Source organism: Streptomyces catenulae (assembly GCF_000718015.1).
Classification (GTDB): domain Bacteria; phylum Actinomycetota; class Actinomycetes; order Streptomycetales; family Streptomycetaceae; genus Streptomyces; species Streptomyces catenulae.
In genome coordinates this window covers 146,925-164,133 of record NZ_JODY01000012.1, presented here as the reverse complement: position 1 = coordinate 164,133, position 17,209 = coordinate 146,925, and the positions used below count along the sequence as shown (strand labels likewise).

General features: G+C 72.2%; 16 protein-coding genes. 13 read left to right on the top strand and 3 right to left on the bottom strand.

The features are described from left to right. Nucleotides 1-43: 43 nt before the first annotated feature. The 3 genes from hppD (at nt 44) to IF23_RS0113810 (ending at nt 4,385) form a co-directional block, all read left to right on the top strand. Entirely contained in the window at nt 44-1,192 is a 1,149-nt protein-coding gene (hppD, locus tag IF23_RS0113820) for a 4-hydroxyphenylpyruvate dioxygenase (protein WP_051739558.1), read from the top strand. Nucleotides 1,193-1,429: 237 nt separating this feature from the next. Next, nucleotides 1,430-2,794 (top strand): FAD-binding oxidoreductase, encoded by a 1,365-nt coding sequence (locus IF23_RS0113815; RefSeq protein ID WP_030283385.1) that lies wholly within the window; start codon nt 1,430-1,432, stop codon nt 2,792-2,794. A 145-nt stretch (nt 2,795-2,939) separates the two neighbouring features. Beyond that, on the top strand, nt 2,940-4,385 hold the full coding sequence (locus IF23_RS0113810; protein WP_030283383.1) for a dihydrolipoyl dehydrogenase family protein: 1,446 nt from the start codon (nt 2,940-2,942) through the stop codon (nt 4,383-4,385). An 81-nt stretch (nt 4,386-4,466) separates the two neighbouring features. On the opposite strand, the gene IF23_RS0113805 is transcribed toward IF23_RS0113810, so the two are convergent. Then, the gene (locus IF23_RS0113805; RefSeq protein WP_030283382.1) at nt 4,467-4,943 is read right to left on the bottom strand and encodes an SsgA family sporulation/cell division regulator; all 477 of its coding nucleotides are present in this window, start codon (nt 4,941-4,943) and stop codon (nt 4,467-4,469) included. Nucleotides 4,944-5,435: 492 nt separating this feature from the next. Between IF23_RS0113805 and IF23_RS0113800 the strand changes: the two genes are divergently transcribed. From IF23_RS0113800 to IF23_RS0113785, 4 genes are all read left to right on the top strand, one after another. Beyond that, nucleotides 5,436-6,941: an RDD family protein gene (locus IF23_RS0113800; protein WP_078653964.1), complete on the top strand. Its 1,506-nt coding sequence runs from the start codon at nt 5,436-5,438 to the stop codon at nt 6,939-6,941. Between the two features lie 155 nt (nt 6,942-7,096). After that, on the top strand, nt 7,097-7,852 hold the full coding sequence (locus IF23_RS0113795; RefSeq protein WP_030283379.1) for an RDD family protein: 756 nt from the start codon (nt 7,097-7,099) through the stop codon (nt 7,850-7,852). A 189-nt stretch (nt 7,853-8,041) separates the two neighbouring features. Next, nucleotides 8,042-10,435 carry an immune inhibitor A domain-containing protein gene (locus tag IF23_RS0113790; RefSeq protein WP_030283377.1) on the top strand — a complete coding sequence of 798 codons (2,394 nt, stop codon included), beginning with the start codon at nt 8,042-8,044 and terminating at the stop codon, nt 10,433-10,435. Between the two features lie 117 nt (nt 10,436-10,552). After that, nucleotides 10,553-10,867, top strand: coding sequence for a hypothetical protein (locus IF23_RS0113785; protein WP_030283375.1), 315 nt, complete (start codon nt 10,553-10,555; stop codon nt 10,865-10,867). A gap of 42 nt (nt 10,868-10,909) precedes the next feature. Here the strand turns inward: IF23_RS0113785 and IF23_RS0113780 are convergent, their stop codons facing one another. Together IF23_RS0113780 and IF23_RS0113775 are read right to left on the bottom strand one after the other, a co-directional pair. Next, nucleotides 10,910-11,503, bottom strand: coding sequence for an isochorismatase family protein (locus tag IF23_RS0113780; protein ID WP_030283373.1), 594 nt, complete (start codon nt 11,501-11,503; stop codon nt 10,910-10,912). A 164-nt stretch (nt 11,504-11,667) separates the two neighbouring features. Then, nucleotides 11,668-12,996, bottom strand: coding sequence for a nicotinate phosphoribosyltransferase (locus tag IF23_RS0113775; RefSeq protein WP_030283371.1), 1,329 nt, complete (start codon nt 12,994-12,996; stop codon nt 11,668-11,670). Between the two features lie 212 nt (nt 12,997-13,208). Here IF23_RS0113775 and clpS point away from each other — a divergent pair, with 212 nt between their 5' ends. The 6 genes from clpS to IF23_RS0113745 all read left to right on the top strand — a co-directional run bounded on the left by clpS (nt 13,209) and on the right by IF23_RS0113745 (nt 17,209). After that, on the top strand, nt 13,209-13,517 hold the full coding sequence (gene clpS, locus IF23_RS0113770) for an ATP-dependent Clp protease adapter ClpS (RefSeq protein WP_030283369.1): 309 nt from the start codon (nt 13,209-13,211) through the stop codon (nt 13,515-13,517). Beyond that, on the top strand, nt 13,517-14,110 hold the full coding sequence (locus tag IF23_RS0113765; RefSeq protein WP_030283367.1) for a DUF2017 domain-containing protein: 594 nt from the start codon (nt 13,517-13,519) through the stop codon (nt 14,108-14,110). Before clpS ends, IF23_RS0113765 begins: the two co-directional genes overlap by 1 nt. Nucleotides 14,111-14,419: 309 nt before the next feature. Then, nucleotides 14,420-15,898 carry an amino acid permease gene (locus IF23_RS0113760; protein WP_030283365.1) on the top strand — a complete coding sequence of 493 codons (1,479 nt, stop codon included), beginning with the start codon at nt 14,420-14,422 and terminating at the stop codon, nt 15,896-15,898. Between the two features lie 129 nt (nt 15,899-16,027). Further along, on the top strand, nt 16,028-16,453 hold the full coding sequence (locus IF23_RS0113755) for a M67 family metallopeptidase (protein ID WP_030283363.1): 426 nt from the start codon (nt 16,028-16,030) through the stop codon (nt 16,451-16,453). A gap of 181 nt (nt 16,454-16,634) precedes the next feature. Beyond that, the gene (locus IF23_RS34420; RefSeq protein WP_169750003.1) at nt 16,635-16,808 is read left to right on the top strand and encodes a putative leader peptide; all 174 of its coding nucleotides are present in this window, start codon (nt 16,635-16,637) and stop codon (nt 16,806-16,808) included. A gap of 95 nt (nt 16,809-16,903) precedes the next feature. Continuing rightward, nucleotides 16,904-17,209 (top strand): MoaD/ThiS family protein, encoded by a 306-nt coding sequence (locus IF23_RS0113745; protein ID WP_030283361.1) that lies wholly within the window; start codon nt 16,904-16,906, stop codon nt 17,207-17,209.

Sequence of the window (17,209 nt, the reverse complement as noted above, 5' to 3'; positions counted from 1 at the left end):
GCGAACTATTGCGCACCTTGTGGATCGGGGGGAATCTGCGGCCATGGCAGACACGATGCACACTCAGCCCACCCCCGGCACGGCCCGACAGGCGGACCCCTTCCCGGTCAAGGGGATGGACGCGGTCGTCTTCGCCGTCGGCAACGCCAAGCAGGCCGCGCACTACTACGCCACCGCCTTCGGCATGACCCGCGTCGCCTACTCCGGACCGGAGAACGGCAGCCGCGAGACCGCCAGCTACGTGCTCGAATCCGGCGGCGCCCGGTTCGTCTTCACCTCCGTGATCAAGCCGGTCTCCGACTGGGGCCGCTTCCTCGCCGACCATGTCGCCGCCCACGGCGACGGCGTCGTCGACCTCGCCGTCGAGGTCCCCGACGCCCGCGCCGCCTACGCCTACGCCACCGCCCACGGCGCCACCGGCATCGAGGAGCCCTACGAGACCCGGGACGAGCACGGCACCGTCGTCCGCGCCGCCATCGCCACCTACGGCGAGACCCGGCACACCCTCGTCGAGCGCCGCGACTACACCGGCCCGTACCTGCCGGGCTATGTCGCCGCCGAGCCGCTCGTCGCCACCGGACCGCGCCGCTTCCAGGCCATCGACCACTGCGTCGGCAACGTCGAACTCGGCAAAATGAACGAGTGGGTGGCGTTCTACAACAACGTCATGGGCTTCACCAACATGAAGGAGTTCGTCGGCGACGACATCGCCACCGAGTACTCCGCGCTGATGTCGAAGGTCGTCGCGGACGGCACCCGCAAGGTGAAGTTCCCGCTCAACGAGCCCGCCATCGCCAAGAAGAAGTCCCAGATCGACGAGTACCTGGAGTTCTACGGCGGCCCCGGCGTGCAGCACATCGCGCTCGCCACCAACGACATCGTCGCCACCGTCCGCGCCATGCGCGAGGCCGGGGTGGAGTTCCTGGACACCCCCGACTCGTACTACGACACCCTCGGCGAGTGGGCCGGTGAGACCCGGGTGCCCGTCGAGACGCTGCGCGAGCTGAAGATCCTCGTCGACCGGGACGAGGACGGCTATCTGCTCCAGATCTTCACCAAGCCGGTCCAGGACAAGCCGACCGTCTTCTTCGAGATGATCGAACGGCACGGCTCGATGGGCTTCGGCAAGGGCAACTTCAAGGCCCTCTTCGAGGCGATCGAGCGCGAGCAGGAGCGCCGCGGCAACCTCTGACCGGCAGCCGGTGGCACCACCCGCCACCGGCCCGCCCACCGCGGCGCCGACCGGAGCTTCCCCGCGCCGTACCGGCCCGCGCCCGGCCCGCCGCCCCGCCCCGCCCGCCCGGCGGGAGCGGGGCGCCGGGCCGCCGCCGCATGCCCGCGGCGGCCCGTCACAGCCGCCCCACGGATGGCCGGGTTCCGCCCCCGTCACGATCTTCCGTACGGGCGCCACGGATGCGACGCTGACGCCATGGACCTTCTCGCACAGCTGCGCGCCGGGCTTCCCGACGAAGCGATCCTCACCGACCCGGACGTCACCGGTGCCTACGCCCGTGACATGGCGGGCTTCTGCGACGCCGGGAGCCCCGCGGCGGTCGTCCTGCCGCGCACCGTCGAAGAGGTCCAGCACGTCATGCGCACCGCCACCGCGCTGCGCGTCCCGGTCGTCCCGCAGGGCGCCCGCACCGGTCTGTCCGGCGCGGCCAACGCCACCGACGGCTGCCTCGTGCTCTCGCTGGTCAAGATGGACCGCATCCTGGAGATCAACCCCGTCGACCGCACCGCCGTCGTCGAGCCGGGCGTCGTCAACGCCACCCTCTCCCGCGCGGTCAACGAGCACGGGCTGTACTACCCGCCGGACCCCTCCAGCTGGGAGGAGTGCTCCATCGGCGGCAACATCGGCACCGCCTCCGGCGGTCTGTGCTGCGTGAAGTACGGCGTCACCGCCGAGTACGTCCTCGGCCTCGACGTCGTCCTCGCCGACGGCCGCCTGCTGTCCACCGGCCGCCGCACCGCCAAGGGCGTCGCCGGGTACGACCTCACCCGCCTGATCGTCGGCTCCGAGGGCACCCTCGGCATCGTCGTCCGCGCCGTCCTCGCCCTGAAGCCGCAGCCGCCCCGGCAGCTCGCGCTCGCCGCGGAGTTCCCGTCCACCGCCGCCGCCTGCGAGGCGGTCTGCGCGATCATGGCCCAGGGGCACACCCCGTCGCTGCTGGAGCTGATGGACCGCACCTGCGTCCGCGCCGTCAACGACTACGCGCGGATGGGCCTGCCCGACACCACCGAGGCGCTGCTGCTCGCCGCCTTCGACACCCCCGACCCGGCCGCCGACCTCGCCGCCCTCGGCGCGCTGTGCACCGCCGCGGGCGCCACCGAGGTCGTGCCCGCCGACACCGAGGCCGAGTCCGAGATGCTGCTCCAGGCCCGCCGGGTCACCCTGCACGCCCTGGAACGCGTCCGCTCGTCCACCATGATCGACGACGTCTGTGTGCCCCGCTCCCAACTGGCCGCGATGCTCGACGGCACCGCCGCCATCGCCGAGAAGTACGACCTGACCATCGGCGTCTGCGCGCACGCCGGGGACGGCAACACCCACCCCACCGTCTGCTTCGACCCCGCCGACGCCGACGAGTCCCGCCGGGCCCGCGCCTCCTTCGACGAGATCATGGCCCTCGGCCTGGAGCTGGGCGGCACGATCACCGGCGAACACGGCGTCGGCGTCCTGAAGAAGGAGTGGCTCGCCCGCGAACTGGGCCCCGTCGGCCTGGAGTTGCAGCGCTCCATCAAGCAGGTCTTCGACCCGCTGGGCCTCCTCAACCCCGGCAAGCTCTTCTGACCGTACCGACCACCGCCCCGCCGCGCCGGATGCGGGCCCGCCCCGCCGGACGCACGATGGGGGGTGTCCGCCGCCCACCGGGCGGAGGTGACCGCACCGGCCGGGAAGCGCCCGGCCGCCGCGCCACTCAGGGAGCGAGCAGCCGATGTCAGCGAGCGGAGCGACCCGGACCGACGAGACGTACGACGTGATCGTGGTGGGCGCCGGGCCCACCGGCGAGAACGTCGCCGACCGGGCGCACGCCGCCGGGCTGAGCGCCGTCATCGTCGAGAGCGAACGCGTCGGCGGCGAATGTTCCTACTGGGCCTGTATGCCGAGCAAGGCGCTGCTGCGCCCGGTCACCGCCCGCTCCGAGGCCCGCCGGGTCCCCGGCATCGAGGACGCGGTCGCGGGCCCCCTCGACACCGCCGCCGTCCTCGCCCACCGCGACGCCTTCGCCTCCCACTGGAAGGACGACGGCCAGGTGCGGTGGCTGGAGTCGGTCGGCGTCCCGCTCGTGCGCGGCCAGGGCCGTCTGGCCGGGCCGCGGACGGTCGTCGTGGACGGCGGACGGACGCTGCACGCCCGGCACGCCGTCGCCCTCTGCACCGGCAGCCGCGCCGTGCTGCCGCCGATCCCCGGGCTCGCCGACGCCGCGCCCTGGACCAGCCGCGAGGCCACCAGCGCCGCGTCCGTACCGGGCAGGCTGGTCATCGTCGGCGGGGGCGTCGTCGGCGTCGAGATGGCCACCGCCTGGCGGGCCCTGGGCGCCTCGGTCACCCTGCTCGTCCGCGGCGAGGGGCTGCTGCCCCGGATGGAGCCGTTCGCCGGGCAACTGGTCGCCGAATCGCTCGCCGAGGCGGGCGTGCTGCTGCGCACCGGCACCGGAGTCACCCGGGTACGCCGGGAGGCGCCGGGCGGACCGGTCACCGTGGAGCTGGACACCGGCGGCGAGATCGTCGCCGACGAGCTGCTGATCGCCACCGGCCGCGCCCCGCGCACCGACGACCTCGGCCTGGAGACCGTCGGCCTCACCCCGGGCGACTGGCTGACCGTCGACGACACCTGCCGCGTCACCGACCTCCCCGACAACGACTGGCTCTACGGCGTCGGCGACGTCAACCACCGCGCCCTCCTCACCCACCAGGGCAAGTACCAGGCCCGGATCGCCGGTGCCGCGCTCGTCGCCCGGGCGCAGGGGGTGCCGCTCCTGGAGACCGACCGCTGGGGCGCGCACGCCGCCACCGCCGACCACGCCGCCGTCCCGCAGGTCGTCTTCAGCGACCCCGAGGCCGCGGCCGTCGGCCTCTCCCTGGCCGAGGCGGAGCGCGCCGGGCACCGGGTCCGCGCCGTCGACGCGGACCTCGGCGCCGTCGCGGGCGCCGCCCTCTACGCCGACGGCTACCGCGGGCACGCCCGGATGGTCGTCGACCTGGACCGCGAAACCGTCCTCGGGGTCACCTTCGTCGGCCCCGGGGTCGGGGAACTGCTGCACTCGGCGACCCTCGCGGTGGCCGCCGAGATCCCCCTCGAACGCCTCTGGCACGCCGTCCCCGCCTACCCGACGATCAGCGAGGTCTGGCTGCGGCTGCTGGAGGCGTACCGCGGCTGACCCGGCGGGCCGGGGGAGCGGTGTGCGGGGTGCCGGGCGGGGGACCCACGGTCCGGCGCCCGGCACGGGGTCGGGCACGGCTCACGCACCCGCGTCCGGGGTCTCGTCCGACGGCCACGGCTCCCCGGCCCACGGCGCGTCGCCGGTCGCCATCGCCAGCAGCTCGCTCAGTCCTTTGTCCATGCCCAGGTGCTCCTGCTCCGAGCCCGGGGGGACGACGCGCAGGGTGCGCTCCAGCCACGCCGACACGGCGGCTGCGGGCGCCTCCAGGAGCGCGTCCCCGTCCGGCGAGCTGAGCGCCATGCAGACCAGGCTGCGGCCGTCCACCTTCGTCGGCCAGACCCGTACGTCACCGTGACCGCAGGGCCGGAACACGCCCTCGACCAGCAGCTCGCGCGCGAACGTCCAGTTGACGGGCGCGTCCGAGCCGATGTGGAAGGTGATGTGGACCGCGTACGGGTCGTCGGTGCGGTAGGCCAGCCGGGCCGGCACCGGAACGCTCTGCTCCGGCGAGATGACCAGACCCAGTTCCAACTCTCGCTCCACCACGCTGTGCATGGGATTTTCCACCTCTCCGCTTCGCTGTACGGGCCCCGTTGTGTTCCGCCCGCACTGGGATAGAGAGCGGGGGGCCACGGATCCTTACGCGACTTCGAGAATTTTTTTCGCGGACTTTTCCGCGGACTCCTTCCAGGTGGTTCCGGACGGGTGAACGGGAGGTGCGGAACGGGGCGGACGGGACCCCCGCAGACTCCGCCGGACGCCGGGGCGCACGGGTTCGTCCGTGATTGTCCGGGGCGGAACGTCCCGGGCCCGAGTACGAGGGAGCGGTTTCCCGGACGACGCGCGCTCTGCCGCCCCGTGGTTCTTCGTTAACCTCCTCCGTGGACGATCGACGCCGGGCACGGTGCCCCCGCGGCAACCGGGGCGCGGCGGACGGTCGGGCCGAGGACCCCGGTGCGGCGTCCGGCGCGCGCGGCGCGGCCGGGACCGACCGGCGGGCGACGGCACACAGAGCACAGGCGTGGGACGCGAGGGGAGTTGGGGACAGTGGCGGAATCCCCCGGTAGTGGTGGCAACGTACCCGTTGGGGGGTATTACCCGGACCCGTCCATCCCCGGCTACATCCGGTACTGGGACGGAACCGCGTGGGTGCCGGGCACCAGCCGCCCGGCCCCGGCCGAGGGCGAGGCGATGCCCGCACCGCCGCCGGGCGCCGCACCCGCCCCCGCGCCCGCCCCGGCGTCCGCGCCACCCGCCGCCCCGGCGGAGGAGACCGGCCCGGTCTTCCTCGACGAGGGCACCGGCGGCGCCGCGCCCGCCTCCGCCTGGCGCGCCGACGCGGCCCGGCAGGGCGGCACCGGCGCCGCCGGACCCGTCTCGTGGGGCTCGCCCGACGCGGCGTCCGGCCGTCCGTCCGGTACGGCGGAGACCGGGGGAGCCGTCCCGGCGCCCCGGACGCAGGACGGCGACGGGGCCGGGCCGCAGCCGGAGCCGGAGCCGGAGGAGCCGTCGCGCCCCGACGGCACGGTCACCATGCGTGCGGTCCGCCCGCCCGCCCGCGACCGGGGCACCACCACGATCCGCGCGGTCCGCCCGGGCGACGGCCCGGCGCCCAAGGACGGCGGCACGATGGCGATCCGGCTGCCGCAGCGGCCCGGCCCCGCGGCGGGCCCGGGCGCTCCGGCCGGTCAGGGCGGTCAGGCCGGTCAGGGCGGGGCCCCCGCTCCCGCCGCCGGTCCGGCTCCGGCCGCTCCCGTCGTGGGTCAGGGCGGCCCCGCCGGGGCGGCGCCGAGCGGGCCGCAGTCGATGCCCGGGGCAGGCGCGAGCGGTCCGGCGTACCCGCCGCATCCGCAGCACCCGCACCCCCGGCAGGCCCCGTTCAACCCGCCGCAGGTGCCGACCGCGCCCGGCCCGGTGCCGCCGCAGGGCGGCCCGCAGCCGCAGCCCGGTCCGGGCGCCGGTGGCGGCTTCCCGTTCCCGGGTGGTGCGGGTCCGGCGGGCGGACCGGGCGAGGACGACGGTGTCCTCCCGTGGAAGCCGCCGACCGCCGATCCGTTCGCCGTGGAGCAGGCCCACCCGGCGGCGCTCGGCCGCAGGCTCGCCGCCCGGCTGATCGATCTGGCCCTCCTCGCGGTGCTGACGGTCCTCGTCGCGCTGCCGCTGTGGGGCGGCGCCGTGGACCACATCGACGCGAAGATCGCGGCGGCCAAGGAGTCCGGCCGCCAGGTGACGGTCTATCTGCTCGACGGCGGCACCGCCCCGCTCTTCCTCGCGGTGCTGGCGGCGGTGGTGGTCGGCGGCGGGCTGATCGAGCTGCTGCCGACCCTCAAGTGGGGCCGCAGCCTGGGCAAGAAGGTGTGCGGGGTGCGGGTCGTGGACATCGAGAGCCATGACACCCCCGAGCTGATGTCCCTGGTCAAGCGCTGGCTGGTCTTCGGCGTCCTCGGCTTCCTGGTCGTCGGCGTGCTCGACGCGGCCTGGTGCCTCTTCGACAAGCCGTGGCGCCAGTGCTGGCACGACAAGGTGGCCCGGACGTTCGTCGCCGCCGACTGACCCGCCGCGCGGCGCCCGGCCCGGGCGCGCGTCCCTTCGGCCCCCGGCCTCCCGCCGGGGGCCGTCGCCGTCCCCGGGCCGGGCGCGCCCGGCGCGTGTCCCCCGAACGGACCTCGCCGGATGCGGCCGTGGCCCGTAGGGGGTCGACTCGGGCCATGAGCAGTGAGCAGCCCGGGCCCGGATCCGGTGAACCGCCGGAGGACGACCCGTTCCTGAAGAAGCCGCAGGAGCCGCCGTCGGGCGGTGGCCCCGGTCCGGGCTGGGGCGGCCCGGAATCCGGCGGCTCCGCGGGCGGCCCGCCCCCGGGAGGCCCCCCGCCCGGCGGCCCGCCCCCGGGCGGTCCGTACGGCCACGACCCTTACGGGGGCGCCCCGCACGGCGGTGACCCCTACGGGGGCGGTGGCCGGTACGCCGACAACCCGTACGGCGGCGGGTACGGTGCCGCCGATCCGCTGGCCGGGATGCCGCCGCTCGCCGGGCGCGGGCGGCGGCTGGTGGCGCGGATCATCGACGCGATCATCATCGGCGTACCGATGTCGCTGATCATGGGCAGCATCGTCGGCTGGGTCGACTACACCAGCACCAGCAACGCCGAGACCAGCAAGCAGGCGACGGTCTCGGGCGTGACGATGCTGGTGTACCTGGTCTACGAGGGGCTGATGCTGACGCACCGGGGGCAGACCGTCGGCAAGATGGCGATGAAGATCCGGGTCGCGATGTTGTCCAACGGTTCGGTGCCGACGACCCAGGCGGGGTGGCTGCGGGCGGCGGTCTACACGCTGCCGGAGATCGTGCCGTGCTGCGGCTTCGTCTTCTGGCTGATCAACGTCCTGTGGTGTACGTGGGACAAGCCGTACCAGCAGTGTCTGCACGACAAGGCGGCCAAGACGGTGGTGGTGTCGGCCGCCTGACGAAGCATCAGCTACGCGCGCCCCGGTGGCGGCCGACGGCCCGCCGGGGCGCCGTCGCGTCCGGTGACCGCCGCACGCCGACCGGATAACGTACGTCGCTGTCGTGTTCAAGTCAAGATCTGTCTTTTCCGGCGCCGCTCCGGTCAAATTCCCTTCAAGATGCCCGCGCGAAGGGGAGGAAAGCGCCAAGTGAGAGAGCGAAGAAGGGTGTTCGGACCGGCCGTCCTGGCCACGGCGATTGCCGCGATCGGGGCGGCCTCGTTGTCGTCGGGGGCGGCCGTCGCCGCCCCCGACCCCCACCCGGCCGTCGCCCAACGGCACGACCCCGCCCCCGAGCGGAGCACCGACCACGACCTCAAGGGCCCCTTCAGCGAGCGCCAGTCCGCGCGCCGCCAGGAGGCCGTCAAGCAGGTCCTCGACGGCGACGCCAAGCCGACCCGTAAGGGCGCATCCCAGGTCGTCAAGCTCGGGAAGAGCAAGTACGTCGAGCTGGCCCGCGAGAAGACCGACAAGATCTTCACGATCCTGGTGGACTTCGGCGACAAGGTCGACGACACCACGATGTACGACCCGGACGGCGACGGCCCCCTGCCGCCCGTGAAGAAGTACGGCGGCACCGCGGGCCCCGCGCACAACACCATCGCGCGGCCGGACCGCAAGGACGACAACAGCACCGCCTGGCAGCCGGACTTCAACCGCCAGCACTTCCAGGACCTCTACTTCTCGCACGACAAGAAGAAGCAGTCGCTGGCCAAGTACTACGAGAAGCAGTCCTCCGGCCGCTACTCCGTCGACGGCGAGGTCACCGACTGGGTCAAGGTCGACTGGAACGAGGCCCGCTACGGCTCCAACTACTGCGGCGACACCAACTGCGCCAACGCCTGGGACCTGGTCCGCGACGGCGTCAACAAGTGGGTCGAACTGCAGAAGGCCGCCGGTCGCAGCACCGCGCAGATCAAGGTCGACCTCGCCCAGTACGACCAGTGGGACCGCTACGACCACGACGGCGACGGCAACTTCAACGAGCCCGACGGCTACATCGACCACTTCCAGATCGTGCACGCCGGTGAGGACGAGTCGGCCGGCGGCGGCGCACAGAAGACCGACGCCATCTGGGCGCACCGCTGGTACGCGTACGGCACCGACGCCGGCAAGACCGGACCGGCCGACAACAAGGCCGGTGGCACGCAGATCGGCGACACCGGCATCTGGGTCGGCGACTACACCATGCAGCCGGAGAACGGCGGCCTCGGCGTCTTCGCCCACGAGTACGGCCACGACCTCGGACTGCCCGACGAGTACGACACCACCGGCAGCGGTGAGTCCTCCGTCGACTTCTGGTCGCTGATGTCGTCCGGCTCCTGGCTGGGCACCGGCAAGGACGCGATCGGCGACCTGCCGGGCGACATGAGCGCCTGGGACAAGCTCCAGCTGGGCTGGCTCAACTACGGCAAGGCGAAGGCGGCGACGGCCTCCACCCACAAGCTGGGCGTCGCCGAGTACAACACCAAGGACAAGCAGGCGCTCGTCGTCGACCTGCCCGCCAAGACGGTGAAGACCGAGATCGTGCCGCCCGCCGAAGGCTCCCACCAGTGGTGGAGCGACATGGGCAACGACCTCAAGAACACCCTCACCCGCCAGGTCGACCTCACCGGTGCCACCGAGGCACAGCTCGCCCTCAAGGGCTGGTGGGACATCGAGGAGAACTACGACTTCCTCTACGCCGAGGTCTCGACCGACGGCGGCGCCGACTGGACCGCGCTCGACGGCACCGCCGACGGCAGGGCCATCCCCCGCGACGGCGGCGACAAGCCGGGCCTGACCGGCACCTCCGGCGCCTACCGCGACCTGGTCTTCCCGCTCGACGCCTACGCCGGGAAGAAGATCGACCTGCGGTTCCGCTACCAGACCGACGGCGGACTGGCCCTCAAGGGCTTCGCCGCCGACGCGCTCTCCGTCACCGCCGACGGCAAGCCGGTCTTCACCGACGACGCCGAGAGCGGCGACAACGGCTGGAGTGCCAAGGGCTTCTCCCGCATCGGCGCGTCCTTCACCAAGGACTACCCGCAGTACTACCTCGCCGAGAACCGCCAGTACGTCTCGTACGACAAGACGCTGAAGACCGGCCCGTACAACTTCGGCTGGACCACCGACCGGCCCGGCTGGGTGGAGCACTTCCCGTTCCAGAACGGCGTGCTGATCTGGCTGTGGGACACCTCGCAGGCGGACAACAACGTCGGCGAGCACCCGGGTCACGGCCAGATCCTGCCGGTCGACGCCCACCCGAAGGCCGAGAAGTGGGCCGACGGCAAGCTGATGCGCAACCGCTTCCAGACGTACGACGCGACCTTCACCGCACAGCCCACGGACGCCGTCCGGCTGCACAAGGACGGCAGGGCCGTGAAGATCGCCTCGAAGAAGGGCGTCACCCTCTTCGACGACCACAGCGGCGTCTACTACGACAAGGCGAACCCGACCGGCGGGGTGCTCGTTCCTGACACCAACACCCGGATCAAGATCACCAAGGAGGCCAAGGACGGCTCCACGGTGACACTCCAGGTGTCCCCCGCCACAAAGAAGTAAGAAGACCGCAGGTCAGAACATGATCGGCCGTTGCCCCCTGGCGGGCAGCGGCCGATCGCGTTTAGATGCGTCCTACGACTTCTTGTTGACGCCCAGCCTCACGGGGGAGAAATGCAGATGTCCCAAGGCGGCTTCATCCGGCTTCCCGGCGGAAGCGTGGTGGTCGCCCTGGCGCTGCCCAGACCCGGGGGCGACGGCCGCCGGGTGCGTGTCCTCGTCCACGCCGCCAACCGCCAGCGCGCCCTGACCAGGCTGCGCAACCTCGGGCTCCGCGCCGTCTACCTGCGCGGCAACATGCGCCCGCCCACCCCGGACGAGGTGACCGCCGTCCTGCACCACCCCGACGGCGTCGTCTGGCGCCAGACCCTGGACGACGACACCGAGTCCTGGCACCCGATACGCGCCCTGCTCCGCCCGGCACAGGCCGCCTGACCCGCGCCGCGGCCGGTCCGCCGCGGGCGCCGGGCCCGCCCGTCAGCCCTCGGCCAGCACCGGTGTGCCGGTCAGCTCCGCGCCCGCCGCCCGCAGCTGGGCCAGCGCCCGCTCGGTGGTCGGGGCGGCGACCGCCGCGGTCAGATCGAGCAGCACCCGGGTGCGCAGCCCGGCGCGGAGCGCATCGAGCGCGGTGGCCCGGACACAGTGGTCGGTGGCGATCCCGACCACGTCCACCTCGGTGACGTCATGGGCGCGCAGCCAGTCGGCCAGCGCGGTACCCCGGTCGTCCGCCCCCTCGAAACCGCTGTACGCGGCCTCGTACGCGCCCTTGTCGAAGACGGCGTCGACGGCGCCGGAGGAGACGGCGGGGGCGAAGTTGGGGTGGAAGCCGCTGCCCTCGGACCCGGCCACACAGTGCACCGGCCAGGAGTCCACGAAGTCCGGGTGGTCGGAGAAGTGCGCACCGGGGTCGATGTGGAAGTCGCGGGTGGCCACCACATGCCGGTAGGTGTCCCCGGCGCGGCCCACGAGGTCGGTGATGGCGGCGGCGACGTCCCCGCCGCCCCGCACCGCGACGGTGCCGCCCTCGCAGAAGTCGTTCTGTACGTCGACGACGATCAGTGCCCGGTACATGGTCGGTGCCTTTCCGACGGAGAGAGTGACGGCCGGAACGGCCGGGGCTGCGGTGAGGCGTGGGGTCGCCGCAGGGCCGAGCGTAGCCACGCCCCGGCCACCCGGGGAGGGGTCGTGCGCCACCCGGGTGGCGGACCGCGACGGGCGTCCGCCGCGGCCGTGGCTCAGCGGTACTCGGTGGGCAGCACCGGCTCGCCGCGGGAGAGCTGGGTCGCCGAGAGCGGCAGCCCCGCACGGGCGGCGATGTGCCGGTCCCGGGCGGCGTCCAGCGGCTCGCGGGCGACCACCTTGCCGCCGGTGACCAGCGGTACCAGCAGCTGGTGGTCGGCCAGCTCCGCGGGGACCTCGCCGGTGCCGACGACCTCCGCCTCGGCGACGCCGTTCTCGTCCGGCCGCCGCGCGGCCCACTTGCGCCCGCCGACCGACGACTTCCCGCCCAGCGACTTCTTCGCGACCGGCCGCAGCGGCGCGTCCGGGTCGTCGCTGGTCGCCCGGGCGACCAGCTTGTAGACCATCGAGCACGTCGGATGCCCGCTGCCGGTCACCAGCTGGGTGCCGACGCCGTACGCGTCGACGGGCGCGGCGGCGAGCGAGGCGATGGCGTACTCGTCCAGATCGCTGGTCACCACGATCTTGGTGTTGACCGCGCCCAGCTCGTCCAGCTGCTGGCGCACCCGGTGGGCGACGAGGAGGAGATCGCCGGAGTCGATGCGGACGGCGCCCAGCTCCGGGCCCGCCACCTCGACGGCCAGCCGTACCGCCTCGGTCACGTCGAAGGTGTCGACCAGCAGCGTGGTGCCGCGGCCGAGCGTGTCGACCTGGGCGGTGAACGCGTCCCGCTCGGTGTCGTGCAGCAGCGTGAAGGCGTGGGCGCTCGTACCGACGGTCGGAATGTTGTAGCGGAACCCGGCGGCCAGGTCGGAGGTGGTGTGGAAGCCGCCGACGTAGGCGGAGCGGGCGGCGGCGACCGCGGCCAGCTCGTGGGTGCGGCGGGCGCCCATCTCCATCAGCGGGCGGTCCCCGGCGGCCACCGACATCCGGGACGCCGCGGCGGCCACCGCGGAGTCGTGGTTGAGGATGGAGAGGATCACCGTCTCCAGGAGCACCGCCTCGGCGAAGGTGCCCTCGACCCGCATGACCGGGGAGCCGGGGAAGTAGACCTCGCCCTCCGGGTAGCCCCAGATGTCGCCGCGGAAGCGGTAGTCGGCCAGCCACTCCAGCGTCGGCTCGTCCAGGATGCCGCGCTCGCGCAGGAAGCCCAGGATGGTCCCGTCGAAGCGGAAGTTCTCCACCGCGTCCAGCACCCGGCCGGTACCGGCGACCACGCCGTAGCGGCGGCCCTCGGGCAGGCGCCGGGTGAAGACCTCGAAGACCGAGCGCCGGTCGGCGTTCCCGGACCGCAACGCGGCCTGCAGCATGGTGAGTTCGTACTGGTCGGTGAAGAGCGCCGTCGACGGCACCGCCACCGGCAGCCCCAGGTCTGCTGTGTTCATGCGGATGATGCTACCCCCATTACTCGTCAGATTGACGATTTCTGGTGGCCGGGTCCGTGATGCCGCTCACGGCGGGCGCCGCGCCCCGCTGCGGGCGCCGTCGCCGCGCTGCCCGCCGGGGCCCACGGGCGGGTGTCCGGCGCCCGCCGCGGACCCCCGTCCGACTCACCCGCCCAGGGGCGTTTGTGCACGGCCCGGCCCCGGGTGGCAGCATGGGGCGTGTGAGTGTCCCAGTGGAGATCGAGCGCCCCGAGTCGAGCGAGGCACCCTACGCGGTGCCGGAACCCGACGTCCCCTGGGTCACGGTCGTCCACAACGACCCCGTCAACCTCATGAGCTACGTCGCCTACGTCTTCCAGTCCTACTTCGGCTACAGCAAGGACAAGGCACACCAGCTCATGCTCGACGTCCACCACAAGGGCCGCGCGGTGGTCTCCAGCGGCAGCCGTGAGGAAATGGAGCGCGACGTGCAGGCCATGCACGGCTACGGCCTGTGGGCGACCCTTCAGCAGGACCGCTGATGGCCGGCCACTTCGAGCCCCAGCCCGGTGGCGGCGCCGCCGTCACCCTCGACGAGGTCGAGATCTCCATCCTGCGCAGCCTCGCCGTCCAGCTCCTGGAGCTGGTCGGTCCCGGCGACGACAGCGGTGACGCCGCGGACGACCTGCTCGCCTCCGTCTTCCGCGACGGCCCGAGCGAACCGCCCGCCGACCCCGTCCTCGCCCGCCTCTTCCCGGACGCCTACGGCGGTCCGGACCGGGTGCCGGACGACGACGTACGCGCCGCCTCCGCGGAGTTCCGCCGCTACACCGAGAACGATCTGCGCGCCCGCAAACGCGACGACGCGCTCGCGCTGATCCGCTCCCTGGACGCGCTGCACCCCGAACCGGAGACCGGCGCCGTGCTGCGGCTCGCCCCCGAGGAGTGCCGCCGCTGGCTCGGTGCGCTCAACGACCTCCGGCTCGCCATCGGCACCCGCCTGGAGGTCACCGACGAGGACGACGGCGGGGAACTGCTGCGCCTTCCGGAGTCCGACCCCCGTAAGCCCATGGTGCTGGCCTACCTCTGGCTCGGCGGTCTCCAGGAAACGCTCGTCGAATCGCTCATGTCCTGAGTCCTGGTTACCATTCCTCAGGCGTTCGCTCAGAGAATGCTCAAATCCGGATAACGATCCCATCTCGCACGCGTGCGCCTTGCCGATTGTTTAGGACTTTGTCCTAATTTTCGCGCGACCTTGCCTTACCACGTCCCTGGTCGCCCTCCGAGGCGCCGTGATAGATGTTCACGACCTGCCGTGAGCGACGCCACCCCTGTCGCTGCGGGAGCGCTGAGCCGGCCACCGCCGGCGTGCAGGAACTCCATCCGGGGGGATCGGAACCCGATCCGGACAGACCGGGTCGGTATGGAGAAAGGCGCACCACTCATGACCTCTGTGCAGGTCGATCAAGAACACGACGGCAATGAGGCCGCTGGGAAAGGCCCGGAAGAGGGCTACCAGCGGGGTCTGGGAAACCGCCAGATCCAGATGATCGCCATTGGTGGCGCCATCGGTACCGGCCTGTTCCTCGGGGCGGGCAAGGCGATATCCAAGGCGGGGCCCAGCATCATCCTGGCCTACGCGATCGTCGGACTCGTCATCTTCTTCATCATGCGGGCGCTGGGCGAACTGCTCATGTACCGCCCGGTCTCCGGCTCCTTCTCGGAGTACGGACGCGAATTTCTCGGCCCCTTCATCGGCTTTGTGACCGGCTGGACCTACTGGCTTTTCTGGGTCGTGACCGGAATCACGGAAGTCACCGCCGCAGCCACCTACATCCACTACTGGAACCACGACATACCCCAATGGGTGTCGTCGCTCTTCTTCACCGTCGCACTCTTCGGGATCAACCTGATCTCGGTAAAGATCTTCGGTGAGCTGGAATTCTGGTTCTCGATGGTCAAGGTCACCGCGATCATCGGCATGATCCTCATCGGTCTCGGCGTCATCATTCTCGGTTTCTCGGACGCCGGTAAGACCGCTTCCTTCAGTCACCTCTGGGCCGACGGCGGATTCTTCCCGCGCGGTATCGGCGGCACGCTGATGACCCTTCAGATCGTGATGTTCGCGTTCCTCGCCGTCGAACTCGTCGGCGTCACCGCGGGCGAGGCGAAGGACCCGAAGAAGGTTCTGCCGAAGGCCATCAACACCGTGCCGTGGCGTATCGGCCTCTTCTACATCGGTGCGCTCATCATCATCCTGTCGGTCGTCAGCTGGACGGTCTTCGAGCCCGGCGTCAGCCCGTTCGTCCGCGCCTTCCAGGAGATCGGTCTGCCCGCGGGCGCCGGAATCGTCAACTTCGTCGTGCTGACCGCCGCTCTCTCGTCCGCCAACTCCGGGATGTACTCCACCGGCCGGATGCTCCGCGACCTCGCGGTCAACGGCCAGGGACCGAAGCTCTTCACGCATCTGAGCAAAAACGGTTTGCCCACCTGGGGCACTGGCGTCTCCGTCGCGATGATGCTGGTCGGCGTCTGGATCAACTACCAGTGGCCCGGCGACGCGTTCAACTACGTCGTGTCCTTCGCCACGATCTCCGGCATGTGGGCCTGGATCGTCATCCTCATCTCGCAGCTGCGCTACCGGGCCAAGGCCGACCGCGGTGAACTGCCGCAGTCGGAGTTCAAGGCGCCCGGCGCCCCGTACACCTCGATCTTCGCCCTCGCCTTCATCGGCATGGTCATCGTGCTGATGGGTGTCGACCCGGACGCCCGTATCTCGCTGTACGCGGCGCCGATCTGGGCCGTCATCCTGGGCGTCGGCTATCTGTCCATCAAGCGCCGCTCGGCCGAGGTCTTCGCGGCCCGCGCCACCGTTCCGGCTCCGGCCACCGGGGAGCAGCCCGGCACGGACGCCAAGGACTGACCGGCCTCACCTCCGGCGACGGGCCCGTATCCACCGCATCCACGCGGTGGGCACGGGCCCGTCGCCGTGTGCGCGGCCCCTGCCCGCACCCGCTCCCGGCCGCCGCGACGGCCCTCCTATCCTTGCCGCATGCTGACCCTGACCCAGGACCTCCACGACCGGATCGTCGCGCACGCCCGCCAGGACCACCCGGACGAGGCGTGCGGCGTCGTCGCGGGACCGGCCGGCAGCGACCGCCCCGAGCGGTTCATCCCGATGCTCAACGCCGCCCGCTCGCCCACGTTCTACGAGTTCGACTCCGCCGACCTCCTCGCCCTCTACCGCGAGATGGACGACCGCGACGAGGAGCCGGTGATCGTCTACCACTCGCACACCGCCACCGAGGCGTACCCCTCCCGCACCGACGTCGGCTACGCGGGCGAGCCCGGCGCGCACTACGTCCTCGTCTCCACCGCCGACACCGACGACGCGGGCCCCTTCCAGTTCCGCTCGTTCCGCATCGTGGACGGCGAGATCACCGAGGAGGAGGTCCGGATCGTCGAGGCGTACGCCTGACGGACCGGCCCCGGGCGGTCCGCCCGGGAGTGCTCCGCGGTGCCGGTCCGCCCGCCGTGACCTGGGACGACCCGCCGCCCCGGGCGGACCGGCGCCCACCGCGTCCCACCTGATGTACACATCCGTCCGCATCCTGGGACGAGGTATCAAAACCCGGACCGGGAATCGATACGATGACCGCATGGTTGACCACGACGTGAGCGAGCAGAGGAGGGCCATGCACCGGCAGGCTCCGCTCGTCACGCGTCGCTCCGCCTCCGCCCTGCTGGGCGCGTTCGGCTGCGGAGCCGCCCGGCTGCACATCGATCTGTGCCGCCTCACCAGCGCCTTGTGTCCGGGCCGCGCCGCGGCCTGACCCGGGCCCGCACCACCCGCCACACCCGCACCGCCGCACGCCGTGCACACGGGCCGCAGAGCCCCCCGCCCCCGCACTCCGACAGGAGCACTCTCATGGCCATCGAGGTCCGAATCCCGACCATCCTGCGCACCTACACCGACGGCGCGAAGGCCGTCCAGGGCAGCGGGAGCACCCTCGCCGACCTCTTCGACGACCTGGAGAGCCGCCACGCGGGCATCAAGGAGCGCCTGGTCGACGGCGAGCAGCTGCGCCGCTTCGTCAACGTCTACCTCAACGACGAGGACGTCCGCTTCCTGGACGGCATCACCACCAAGCTGACCGACGGCGACCACATCACCATCCTCCCCGCCGTCGCCGGTGGCTCCCCCGCCGCGGACCGCCCGGCGGACCTGGCCTGA